The following is a 12,604-nucleotide window of genomic DNA, read 5'->3' as shown; positions in this document are numbered from 1 at the left end:
TTTTGTTATTGACCATGTTGATATTATAATGTTTCTAAGAAAAAACCTAAAACTTACATTTGGACTAAAGTCTGGTGTTAAGTGTTTGATTATACTATTTTATCTCGTGTCTGGTCCATCCTGTAAAGATCAAGACACTAGAGTCTCTATTGCCACTGATGGAGATGCATCCTTAGATAAGATAACAGCTGAAATAAGTAAAAATCCTGATAAAGCTGACCTTTACTTTGAGCGGGCAAAATTATATTACGATAAATCAGTCTATGATAATGCTATATATGATCTGCAGAAAGCAATGACGCTTGACTCTTTAAATCCTGATTTTTACCACCTGCTGTCTGATGCATATCTCGATTATTTCAATAGCAGAGGTGCTTTGAACACCATGAATAAAGTTTTATCAATATATCCTGAAAGGATTCCATCATTATTGAAAATGGCTGAATTGAAGCACATACTCAAAGACTTTGATGGCTCCATTATTACAATAAATGAAATCCTAAGATTAGATCCGCAAAATGCAGAAGGTTATTTTATGCTTGGGATGAATTTCAGAGCTATAGGAGACAAAGACAGAGCTATCAATGCTTATCAAACAGCTGTCGAAATGGACTCTGGTATGACTGATGCCTGGATCATATTGGGAGAAATGTATGAAGAGAAAAAGGATGCCAAAGCATTACAATACTACGAAAGTGCTATTTTGAGCAATCCTCAATCCATGCAAGCGCTGCACGCAAAAGCATATTATTTGCAAAATCATGGAAAAATACCTTTAGCCCAAAATATATATCAGCAAATCATTCTTAAAGATAAATCTTACAGCGATGCTTACCTGAACTCAGGACTTTTGTATATGGAAAGTGATTCACTGGACAAGGCCTTTGAACAATTTGATATATTGACAGGGGTAGCACCATCTTTTTATATGGGATATTATATGAGAGGTGTGGTGCATGAAAAAAAAGGTCGCAAAAAAGATGCTATCAAGGATTATGAATCAGCCCATAATCTAAACAAAGAAGATAAAGAAGTAAAAAAAGCACTGGAAACACTAAAAAACCATTTATAATCTAAAAAATCCTTTTTGAAAATGAACAGTTATTCTAAAGTAGTAGTAGGAGTAATCCGTTGGGGAAGTTGGGGCTCAAAATTGTCAGCCAATAAGATGGCTTCTCTTATCAACTCATGTATGGAGATGGGAGTCACCACATTTGATCACGCTGACATCTATGGAAATTATACGACAGAAAGAGAGTTTGGTGATGCAATGATACTGAGTGGTATACCCAGAGAAGAGATGCAGATTATCACCAAATGCGGGATCATAAAACCCTGTGCTGAAAAACCAGGATTTCAGATTACCCACTACAATACATCCAAACGCCACATTCTGGAGTCTGCTGATCAATCTCTGGAAAACCTCAACACAGAGTATTTGGATATGCTTATGATCAACAGACCCAGCCCGATTATGAACTATAGCGAAATTGCTGAAGCTTTCCATCAGTTGTATGAATCCGGCAAAGTCAAGGAGTTTGGACTCGTCAATTTTTCTCCGGATCAAATTCGCGCCATGCGGAAATTTTTTCCTGTCAGGTCCAATCAGATGGAAGTGAGTTTGACGCATCTTGGTCCCGTATTTGATGGCACCGTAGATACATGTGTCACCAATGACATGATACCGATGTCATGGTCTCCGATCGGAGGTGGTTCTATCTATACTAATACTAAAGCTGGGGCAAAACTTGAAGCAAGACTCATGAAACTGGCCGATAAATATCAGTGGACATTGACCGAAATGGCATTGCTATTTTTGATGCATCATCCGGCAGGTATCATACCTGTGATCAATCAGTCCAAACTCGATAAAATCAAGGAAGCGGTAGATCTTAGAGACATTACGCTGACAAATGAGCAATGGTTTGAAATACTGATCACTGTGCAAGGCCACGATCTTTCTTAGAAAGAGCTGTAAGAATGCTCTGTGGCAGTTTTGATGGTTATGGTATGTCAAAGGTATGTTTTAATTTTTGTTGCTTTAAAATCAATGCATGCTGAACCTGGTTTCAAAATAACCTCTTGATTTGCAACTAAGAAAAATTTTAAACATACTCTAATCTTCTGGTGACTAAAAACATATTATAGTTTGTTGGTATTATTAAAGGATTTAATAGTAATATTGCGTTGTTGATAATATTACAATCCAACACTTTTAAATATGGGACTTTCTTTTCATTACAGAGGCAAACTCAAGAATGCTCAGATGCTACCTTCATTTGTGGAGGAAATAGAGGATATCTGTCAGATTTTAAATTGGAAGACTTCTGTATTTGACACAGAATACCCTGATCATAAATTTACCAGTCCGCCCAATAATGAAGATTATGGTATCATTTTTACACCTCCGGAATGTGAACCGGTTTGTTTTGTCTTCGACAGTGAAGGAAATATCTATGTACCCTGGTTAAAAGACATTTTGAACAAAAACGAAAGCGGTGAAGTTAAAGTGATTACCGTGCAACTCAATCTTACTGATGATGGTTTGGAACCGGTAGTCTCCGAAAAGAGTGAGGGGTTTGACCCAAAATTATTGGTATATCAGGTGCATGTGAAAACACAGTTTGCAGGTGCAGAAACACATATCAAGGTGATAGAACTACTGAAATACCTCAGTGGCAAGTATCTGGATGATTTTGAGTTGATTGACGAATCCAAATATTATGAAACAGGCAATATCGAATTGTTGCAGGATAAGTTAAACGTTATCAATGAATTTCTGGACTCTTTTCAGGAAATGCTGAATGAAGCAACAATCAAATCACCAAAGGATTTTATAAGACTTTTGAAAAAGATCACCAGAAAACATAAAAATAATGATGACAATCCGGAAGAATAAGGAAACATCATTCTTGACTTCTATCTATTCAATATTCTTATCCTGACTGTTCAATAGGGGTTTTATGACACCGTCTGGGATCAGTTGATATGGCAAACCTCGATAAATGAATCATAATCGGGTTTGTCAGCTACTGAGTTATGTATGAAACTTTCGACTATAACTGCGTTTTTCAATAAAAATATGCCCGGCATCTGCAATCCGTCACCTATACGTTTGCTGTCAGGAAGCATTTGTTTTGTTGTAGCAATCTCAAATCCTCTAATCCAGGTTTTGAGTCCGAAAAGTTGACTGAATGAACCTTTTATAAGGCCAAAAGCAGCATAATATTTGCAATCAGGATCGCTGACATGCTCAATGTCAGCGAGATTAAATTTTTTGAAATAACCTTCTGCCGTATCAAAATCAGACATATGTACTAATACTACTTTGATACCTTCCTTGGAAAATTGTTGTTTTTTCTTTGATATATCAAACATGGACTCTTTGCAAAATACACATCCGAAATGCCTTAAAAATACGATTAATACAGGACTTTGGTCAGATAAGTCACTTAGGGTATTTCCTTTATTTGTTTTAATGATAGACAGTGTCTGTCGGTTTACCATAATTCTAAAAAGCTGAGTGCCTAATTAACCAATGGATGGCCGAAATGTTCAGTTTTTTTACCAATAAAAAAAAAGCCGGATAAATGATCAATTATCCGGCTTTTTCTGACTATTTACATTTTGTCAAAGACTTCCATTACTTCTTTGACTGCCGCTGCAGATTCGTGGAGAAGCTTCTTCTCTTCTTTATTCAGTTTTAACTCAATGATGCGCTCGATACCATTCTTACCCAATTTTGCAGGTACTCCTACAAAAATATCATTTAAACCATATTGACCTGTAAGGTGTGCACATACTGGGAATATCCTGTTTTCATTTTTGACAATAGCCTCTACCATCTGAGCAGCAGCAGCACCTGGTGCATACCATGCTGATGTACCCATAAGTTTCACTAATTCTCCGCCACCGGATTTAGTTCTTTCTATTATGGCATCCAGAGCTTTGGGTTTTACCAGTTCTGTGACCGGAATTCCACTTACTGTAGTATACCTTGGCAATGGCACCATAGTATCACCATGACCACCCATGAGCACTGCTTGAATATCTTTGGGAGACACATTGAGCTCAGTAGCAAGAAATGCTCTGTATCTTGCAGTATCTAAAATACCTGCCATACCAAAGACTCTAGAACTCTTGATTCCGGCCGCCTTGAATGCAGCGTATGTCATTACATCAAGTGGATTGGATACGACTATGATGATAGGGTTTTTTGAATGTTCCAAAACAGATTTGACCACCGAAGTCACGATATTTGCATTGGTAGAGATCAAATCGTCTCTGCTCATTCCTGGTTTACGGGGAATTCCGGCAGTAATCACAACGATATCCGAATTTTTGGTGTCTTTGTAATCACTTGTGCCAATAAGTTTTGTGCTGTAACTGTCTATAGGTGCTTGCTGCCAGGTATCAAGTGCTTTTCCTCTTGCGAGATCCCCTACGATATCTACAAGGACGATTTCATTAACAATGTCCCGATGTGCCAATACATTAGCCACAGTTGCTCCAACATTTCCAGCTCCGATTACGGTAACTTTACTCATGATTTTATATATTTAAAATTTGATAATAATCGATTTGATGTACAAATATATTAACTGACAAAACAAAATTTTATTTTAATTTTTAATGCAAATATAAGGCCGAATACTCAAATATTTTAATAAAAAACAAAATACGATAGATAATAATGCAGTGCCCGGACAAATATCAGATGCCTTTGGTCAGGCAAATACAACTAACCTTATTTTTCACAACTTTTTGCAATTGCAAATTTACAAAGCAATATGAAATATAAAAAATCTAAAAATGATAACACGTTGTTAATAACAATATGTTTTCGTGTTTGAGTGAAAGACAAAACAACCCGAAATATTATATAATATGCCACCAGTAGCCAAAGGGTATGTATTTAATGATACGATAAGGATACTAAATTTTGGTATGAAATAGGCAGGAAATATTTACCTTTGACGTCAAGTTACAAAAAATCAATTATTATGCTGAAAATAGAACATTTAGGCATTGCAGTCAGAGACCTTGAAGCAGCTGAAATCATTTATGAAAAACTGCTTAACACCAAATCTTACAAAAGAGAAGAAGTGGCGTCAGAACATGTGATCACATCTTTTTTCCAAAACGGACCAAATAAAGTGGAATTGCTGGTTGCCACTGATGAGCAAAGCGCCATTCATAAGTACATCGAAAAGAAAGGCGAAGGGATCCATCACGTTGCATTTGCAGTAGAGGATATATATGCAGAAATGGAAAGACTGCGGTCAGAGGGGTTCGTCCTGCTAAATGAACAACCAAAAAAAGGCGCTGACAATAAGCTGGTCTGTTTCGTGCACCCCAAAGGTACCAACGGTGTATTACTGGAATTGTGTCAGGATATAAAGCCCTAGAAATTATATCATTAGGTGCAATTAACATTCTTTGAATATGGTCTTGCTATGGCTGGTAGCTTTCTGGCAGGAGTTATTAATACACTTGCCGGAAATGGTTCTGTAATTACGCTTAGCTTGCTGACTGACCTTATAGGTTTGCCCGCAAATATGGCAAATGGAACTAACAGAGTAGGTGTTTTACTTCAGACCATAGGAAGTAGTTCCGGATTTGCAAAAAATCAATTAATAGACTATTCTAAATCAAAGACAATCATTATTATTACCATTGTTGGCGCTATAGGCGGTGTGGTAGCTGCTATCATGGTATCCAATGAACAATTTTTATTTTTTTTTAAGTACCTGATGTTGGTGATGTTGCTGGTTATCCTTGTGAAGCCTGAAAGGTGGCTCAAGCCTACTCACCTGAAGCATGTTTCAAAGTGGATTTCTATTCCTGCATTTTTACTTTTGGGTTTTTATGGGGGATTCATTCAGATGGGTATGGGTATATTTTTTCTTGCAGTGACGGTTTTGATTTCAGGGTATAGTATTATGGAAGCCAACGCAATAAAAACATTAGTAACTGCGATATATACTTCAATTGTGCTGGCCATTTTTCACTTTAAAGGCATGGTCAATTGGGAAACAGGGCTAATTATGGCAATAGGCCAGACATTAGGAGGATATCTCACAGCAGCATATGCATCTAAATGGAAAGATATCAATATTTGGGCATACAGGTTGCTTATTATTATTATTATCTTTGCCATTCTGATGCAATTTAAAATTATAAAACTTTAAACTTACATGTAGTATAAATAAAACCATATTAGCTTTTAATCAATTAAATAAATCAAACAGAAATAATGACATACAAAAATTTAGTCTTTAAATTCGGAATATTAGCCGTTCTGGTACTTTCATCATGTGCCGGTGGTAAAAATCTTATAAATAAACAATTTTTGAAAGATGAATACCTGAAAAGTATCGCTTCAAATCCGGACCATGAAGTACAAATCATATATACAAGTGTCAACAAAAAGAATAAAATATTTACATCATATACCTACAATGTTGACCCTTCAAAATACTTCTATCCGGCAAGTACTGTAAAAATGCCCATAGCTATACTTGCATTGCAAAAAATCAACGAAATAAAAGGTACCGGAATTGACATCAACAGGAAAGACAATATGCTGACCGGTGCTTTCAGGCCCAATCAGACGCCATCATTCGTTGATGAGACCACAGAAAGTAAGCAGCCAAATATTGAGAGGTATATCCAAAAGTTATTTGCCGTCAGTGATAACAATGCTTACAATCGACTATATGAGTTTTTGGGTCAGGATTATATCAATCAAACACTCAGATCAAAAGGCGCATTTACCAGTTCTGTTATCAATCACAGGCTAAGCATTCCAAATCTTACTCCTGAAGATAACAGGCATACCAATGATATACGTTTTTTCAGAAATAATAGTATGCTATATGATAATAAAGGAACTTCAACAGAGATAGTATGGAAGCATGCTGCGCAAAATGCTGTAAAAGGAGTAGGATATCTCGATGCAAAAGATAGTTTGGTCAGCCAACCATTTGACTTTACTATGAAAAATTTTTACAATCTGAAAGACATGGAAGGCACGTTGCAACGTATCATCTTTCCGGATTTTTTCCCTGCAAATCAAAGATTTGACATTACTGCTGACGACTATGCATTTTTGAAAAAAAGTATGTCTGACTTACCTAAAACCTATAAGTTTTATCAAAACGATACCACTTATTATGACAGTTATGTGAAGTTTTTAATGTTTGGTGATAGTAAGGCTCCCATGCCTGAAAACATCAAAATTTACAACAAAGTGGGCAATGCATACGGATACCTGATTGATTGTGCATACATCGAAGATACATCAAAAGATATAGGCTTTTTCCTTACGGCTGTGATCCATGTAAATAAAAACAAAATCTACAATGACGGAAAGTATGAGTACAATGAGATAGGATTGCCATTTTTAGCGAAATTGGGGCAGGCTGTATATGAATATGAATTAAAAAATAAAAAATGATTTAACTCATAAAACAATCATCGTCATATGTTATCTTCTGTCATTGACTTTTTTGAAAACCTATCGTCTTTACATAAATTTCTGTGGATAGTCGGATGTTTGTCCCTTTTTTGGATTTTGGAAGGTATTTATCCGCTCGTTCAGTTCAAATATGACAAATGGAAACACAGTAGAGTGAATCTCATACTCTTAGTGACCACCATTATTATAAATTTATTATTTGGGATAGCTACAACCGGTATTTTTGAATGGACAAAAGAAACACAATTTGGGGTATTATACCTCGTTGACTGGCCACTATGGTTGGAGTTGCTGATTGCGGTGATGGCCCTGGACCTCATCGCCCAATATCTGGCTCATTTTCTATTGCATAAGGTAAGCTTTATGTGGAGATTTCATATGGTACATCATAGCGATACCGCTGTGGATGTGACCACCGGCACACGTCATCATCCTGGTGATTACGTGATCAGAGAGTTGTTTTCATTGGTTACTATTCTCATCGTGGGTATGCCGGTAGCATTTTATCTGATTTACAGGATATCAACGGTGTTTTTTACTTATTTGACTCATGCTAATATCAACATACCCGTAAGCGTTGACAAGGTGATCAGTTTGGTTTTCATCTCGCCCCATATGCACAAATTTCATCATCACTTTGAGCGGCCATGGACAGATACCAATTATGGAAATATCTTTTCGTTTTGGGATCGCATTTTTGGTACTTTGGTGTATGATGATCCAAGAAAAATCATTTATGGCCTTGATGTCACTGACGGAAGTAAGTCGCAGAATCTCACCTATCAGTTGAAGGTTCCATTTGACAAAAGTATCAAAACTGATTATTAAAATGCAGTATAAACTTACCTGGTCAGAATTTGAAAAAGTAGAAATGCATGTCGGTACTATCCTGACTGCGGAAGATTTTTTAGTGAAGTAATTAAGATCAATCAAATTTTGAAAATATGATAGAAAAAGCGACATTTGCGTCAATTTTGGAGCTTATTTTCAAAAAATCATCAAATAATCATGCCGAAGTACAATCCAGAAGAAAAACATCTAGATATTGTTTTGATTGGAAATTTCAATCCAAGGATATTTCAGCCGCAATGGTTTTCAAATCACAACATTATTTCTGCATCCGATCATAATTATATTATAGAAAATGATAATGTTTTAATTCACAAACAAATTACTCAATTCAAGTCAAGTTGGTTTCGATTAGAAATAACTGAAACTAGAATGCACATCAGTTGTACCCAAGAAGCTTACTTTGAAGCAATTATAGATTTACTATTTGCTACTTTTACAGTTTTAAGTCATACTCCAGTAAGTCAATTTGGTATAAATCTTACTATAATACAAAAATTTGACCACACTGAAGATTCAGAAAAATTCGAAAAAGATTATTTCCCAACCAATGCGTTGTCAAAGTTAGATGCTAATGTGACAACTTTTAACACTAAATCTGCGTTAAATAATGGCAATATAAAAATAGGTAAAAGTTGTCAAATAGAATTTAGCAAACAACAGATCTTGAATAGTTATCTTATAAATATCAATCAACATTTTGAATTGGACTTAAATTCAGATGGCGCAGAATTTATTAAGATTTTTGGAAAAGAAGCAAGGAATGCTGTGGGTGCTAGTGAGTTCGTTTTAAAGTCAATTATTGAAAATAAATAATCTATGAATACTAAATATTCAAAAATCAGCGAAAACAGTGATTTTGTTTTATTAGATGTAGTTATAAAAAACGAACCTGATTATCAAAACAATATAAATGACTCTACAATAAGTGGGCGTATCGCTTACATGGAAAATAATCAATTAAGTGTGTATAACGACTTCATCGAAAATAATCAATTACTGCATCATAGTATGGGTTATAAACTTAGACATCAAAGCTCTAGACAAAAGTTTCAAGTTTTGCAAAAATGGGAAGGAACTGTTGAAGAAATTGATGGAGAAACTATTCATGTTTCATTAAAAGATCTTTCACATAAAGGGCTTGACGAAGAAGCCTGTCTAGATTTTAATGATATTAGTCAAGACGATTTACCTTTGGTTAAACCTGGAGCTATGTTTTACTGGAGTTTGGGCTATGAAACTTACCTGGACAAACAAGTTAGAAAATCATCATTAATTAAATTTAAACGATTAGCAAACATCAACTCATCTGAATTTGATGCTATCCATGATAGAGCTAAAGAAATAGAGAATATGATTTTATTTGAATAAATTATGAATTATAATGCCCCGTTACCAAATCAAATTGAGATTAATCTTTTTGGTGGTGGAAATGCATATGGAGAAACAGTTTTAATTCATTTAGGATTCAATACTTGGATTGTTGTTGACTCAATATTAAACCCATATTCAAATATTCCAGTTGTATTGGAGTATTTTGAAAGTATTGGAGAAAATCCCAGTAATATTAAGCTTATAATCGCAACACATTGGCATGATGACCATATAAAAGGTATACATGATATTTATACTAAATCAGGTTCAGATTTTGTAATATCAGAAGCACTTTCTAAACCTTATTTGGCAAAATTGATCACTTTAGATGAGTATAAACAATCACAAAATTCAGGTTTAAAGGAATTTGGTAAAATAATTTCAACATCTTATTCTCGTAAAAATACTCTAAAAAAGGCTGTACAAGATAGAGTTTTATACAGTTCTGTTGTTAATAATACTACAATAAAAGTAACGGCTTTATCTCCATCAGATAGAGCAATTGAGTTGTTTCAACAAGAAATGACAGGAATAATAAATGAAGCCTATAATTTAAACTTAACTTTTAAGAAAAATAATCAAAATCATTCTTCTATAGTGATTTTAGTTGAAGTTGGTACCACAAAAATTTTACTTGGTGGTGACCTTGAAGTAACATCAGATTTTAAGACAGGATGGCATCAAGTTTGTAATTCGATTTTATCACCAAAAGACAAAAGCGTTGAAATCTTTAAAATCCCACATCATGGTTCTGTAAACGGCCATCATGATAATGTTTGGGAGACTATAATTTGCGATGATCACGTTGCTATTTTAACTCCTTACGGATTTGGTAAAAAGAAATTGCCATCTGCAGATGATAAGGCTAGATTATTGGAACGTTCTAATGAAAGTTACATAACATCTACAGATTTAACTTTAAAAAAGTCTAAGAAAAAAGATACAACTGTTAATAGAATTATAAAAGAATTTAATTATAATATTTTTGAAAAAAAATTTGATTTTGGTCAAATTCAATTAAGAAGAGATATTGATGCTGATGTTGGAGTAAAATTTGAAGTTGTATTATATGGAGAAGCTTCTAAACTTGCTGATTTAGTTCATGAATAGCCGATTAATTCAGAAGAAAAGAAGAAGGTTTTGGGGTTACCTTATTATCTTTTCGCTTTAGGGGCAAAAACCCACAATAAAATATACCATATGCTTACCTGGTCAGAATTTGAAAAAGTAGAAATGCATGTCGGTACTATCCTGACTGCGGAAGATTTTCCTAAAGCTAAAAGTCCGGCATATAAACTCACTATAGATTTTGGACCACTGGGTATTAAAAAAAGTTCGGCACAAATCACAAAACTGTACCGCAAAGAAGAGTTGCCTGGCAAACAGATCATCGCTGTTACCAATTTCCCACCCAAACAGATTGCCGATTTTATGTCAGAATGTCTGGTGCTTGGCGCTGTAGGGCCTGACAAGGAAGTGACACTGTTGAGTGCAGACAAAGTTGTGGAAAATGGATTGAGAATTGGATAGCTTTTTCGGATGGTCTCGACCGTCACTATTTCAATGTACTATCCATTGGATGCATTGATTTCATGTTTTGTACCGGTTTTGACTACTCTCACTTCATCAATTTTGGTTTCTGTACGGGAGATGATCTCAAAGCAGAAATTTTCCAGCTCTATACTTTCACCCACTTCAGGAATACTTCCATGTGTCATAACGATGTATCCTGATAGTGTTACATACTCTTCTTCAGGAAAGTCAAGATTTTCATATTTACTGTTGAGATAAGATAACTCAAGACGACCTGAAAATATATACTCATTTTCGGATATCATTTTTTCCGTAAAATCTTCCTCATCGTGCTCGTCGGCTATTTCTCCAAAGATTTCTTCAAGGATGTCTTCCAGGGTGATGATACCGGCAGTGCCCCCAAATTCGTCGACAACACAGGCAACGTTTGAACCATCTTTAATAAATTTATACATCAGGTCCTGCACATTCATCACATCAGGGACAAAGTCTAAGTCCATGATATTTCTTTTGAGTGATGAGATATTTTTAAAGAGTTGCTGATGATGGAAATACCCAATGATATTTTCGACATCTCCGTCAGCTACAATAAGACGCGAGTGTTTTGAGCTGATAAAGACTTCCTTAACCGTATTGAGGTCGTCATTTTTATCTACATAGACAATTTCATTTCGAGGTACCATACAGTCTCTGACCTTGAGTTGATTCAGGTTAAGTGCATTGGTCAATATCTCTTTATCAATTTCTTTTTCTTCATTTACATTGGTATTGATATAGTGTTCCAGATCCAGCTTGGTGATATTATTATCATCGTCAGTCTGAACTTTACCAAAAACGATCCGTATGATCAGATTGGATATTTTAGTAAGTATCCAACTGGGTATCAATAAGATCCAACTGAAAAATTTCAGCAGAGGCGCAAGTCTGTAAATCAGTTCATTGGCATACAGTCTGAATATAGTTTTAGGAATAAACTCACCTAATATCAATATGATGATAGTGAGAATGATCGTAGTGACAAATGTAACTGCAAATACACTACCCGGTATGATCATCGCAATCAAAGGAGAAATAATAGAACTGAGCAGCATCGTATATAGCACTAAGACTATATTGTTTCCGACCAGCATAGTGCTTAAAAATGATTTGGGATCTTTGTATAGATTGGTCAGCATCTGACCACGTTTTGACCCTTTGTTTTTTAGTACTTCTATCCCGAGTTTATTAGCAGACAGGTAGGCGATCTCTGATCCTGAAAAGAAAGCAGACAGAATAATGGTGATCAAAACAAGAACAATAGTAATGAACATAACTGTTTATTTCGCTGCAAAGTTAGTTATGTTGGGGTTTATTATGGAGAAATTGCCG

At 35.2% G+C, this 12,604-nt stretch carries 14 protein-coding genes; 11 read left to right on the top strand and 3 right to left on the bottom strand.

Annotated features, from left to right (window positions below; translation table 11 throughout):
- The first annotated feature begins 28 nt into the window (after window positions 1-28).
- From IPK35_01010 to IPK35_01000, 3 genes are all read left to right on the top strand, one after another.
- Window positions 29-1,072, top strand: coding sequence for a tetratricopeptide repeat protein (locus IPK35_01010; protein ID MBK8051876.1), 1,044 nt, complete (start codon window positions 29-31; stop codon window positions 1,070-1,072).
- Window positions 1,073-1,093: 21 nt separating this feature from the next.
- Window positions 1,094-1,966: an aldo/keto reductase gene (locus IPK35_01005; protein MBK8051875.1), complete on the top strand. Its 873-nt coding sequence runs from the start codon at window positions 1,094-1,096 to the stop codon at window positions 1,964-1,966.
- A 255-nt stretch (window positions 1,967-2,221) separates the two neighbouring features.
- A complete protein-coding gene (locus IPK35_01000) occupies window positions 2,222-2,899 on the top strand; it encodes a hypothetical protein (GenBank protein ID MBK8051874.1) in 678 nt (225 codons plus the stop codon).
- A gap of 80 nt (window positions 2,900-2,979) precedes the next feature.
- Here IPK35_01000 and IPK35_00995 read toward each other — a convergent pair whose 3' ends face one another.
- Window positions 2,980-3,507: an AhpC/TSA family protein gene (locus IPK35_00995; protein MBK8051873.1), complete on the bottom strand. Its 528-nt coding sequence runs from the start codon at window positions 3,505-3,507 to the stop codon at window positions 2,980-2,982.
- Window positions 3,508-3,620: 113 nt separating this feature from the next.
- Window positions 3,621-4,547 (bottom strand): malate dehydrogenase, encoded by a 927-nt coding sequence (mdh, locus tag IPK35_00990; GenBank protein MBK8051872.1) that lies wholly within the window; start codon window positions 4,545-4,547, stop codon window positions 3,621-3,623.
- A 456-nt stretch (window positions 4,548-5,003) separates the two neighbouring features.
- Here mdh and mce point away from each other — a divergent pair, with 456 nt between their 5' ends.
- From mce to IPK35_00950, 8 genes are all read left to right on the top strand, one after another.
- Window positions 5,004-5,408: a methylmalonyl-CoA epimerase gene (gene mce, locus IPK35_00985; protein MBK8051871.1), complete on the top strand. Its 405-nt coding sequence runs from the start codon at window positions 5,004-5,006 to the stop codon at window positions 5,406-5,408.
- A 48-nt stretch (window positions 5,409-5,456) separates the two neighbouring features.
- Window positions 5,457-6,191, top strand: coding sequence for a sulfite exporter TauE/SafE family protein (locus IPK35_00980; protein ID MBK8051870.1), 735 nt, complete (start codon window positions 5,457-5,459; stop codon window positions 6,189-6,191).
- A 65-nt stretch (window positions 6,192-6,256) separates the two neighbouring features.
- Window positions 6,257-7,459, top strand: coding sequence for a serine hydrolase (locus IPK35_00975; protein MBK8051869.1), 1,203 nt, complete (start codon window positions 6,257-6,259; stop codon window positions 7,457-7,459).
- A 27-nt stretch (window positions 7,460-7,486) separates the two neighbouring features.
- Complete coding sequence (locus tag IPK35_00970) at window positions 7,487-8,308, top strand: sterol desaturase family protein (GenBank protein MBK8051868.1); 822 nt, start codon at window positions 7,487-7,489, stop codon at window positions 8,306-8,308.
- A 180-nt stretch (window positions 8,309-8,488) separates the two neighbouring features.
- Window positions 8,489-9,145 (top strand): hypothetical protein, encoded by a 657-nt coding sequence (locus IPK35_00965; GenBank protein ID MBK8051867.1) that lies wholly within the window; start codon window positions 8,489-8,491, stop codon window positions 9,143-9,145.
- Between the two features lie 3 nt (window positions 9,146-9,148).
- Window positions 9,149-9,700 carry a hypothetical protein gene (locus tag IPK35_00960; GenBank protein ID MBK8051866.1) on the top strand — a complete coding sequence of 184 codons (552 nt, stop codon included), beginning with the start codon at window positions 9,149-9,151 and terminating at the stop codon, window positions 9,698-9,700.
- 3 nt (window positions 9,701-9,703) lie between these two features.
- A complete protein-coding gene (locus tag IPK35_00955; protein ID MBK8051865.1) occupies window positions 9,704-10,813 on the top strand; it encodes a hypothetical protein in 1,110 nt (369 codons plus the stop codon).
- Between the two features lie 90 nt (window positions 10,814-10,903).
- Entirely contained in the window at window positions 10,904-11,233 is a 330-nt protein-coding gene (locus IPK35_00950; protein ID MBK8051864.1) for a tRNA-binding protein, read from the top strand.
- A 38-nt stretch (window positions 11,234-11,271) separates the two neighbouring features.
- Here the strand turns inward: IPK35_00950 and IPK35_00945 are convergent, their stop codons facing one another.
- The gene (locus IPK35_00945) at window positions 11,272-12,546 is read right to left on the bottom strand and encodes an HlyC/CorC family transporter (GenBank protein ID MBK8051863.1); all 1,275 of its coding nucleotides are present in this window, start codon (window positions 12,544-12,546) and stop codon (window positions 11,272-11,274) included.
- Window positions 12,547-12,604 lie beyond the last annotated feature (58 nt).

Source organism: Saprospiraceae bacterium, from assembly GCA_016713025.1.
In the GTDB taxonomy this organism is placed as follows: Bacteria; Bacteroidota; Bacteroidia; order Chitinophagales; family Saprospiraceae; genus OLB9.
The sequence above is the reverse complement of the archived record's forward strand: the minus strand, read 5'-3'. Positions and strand labels throughout refer to the sequence as shown.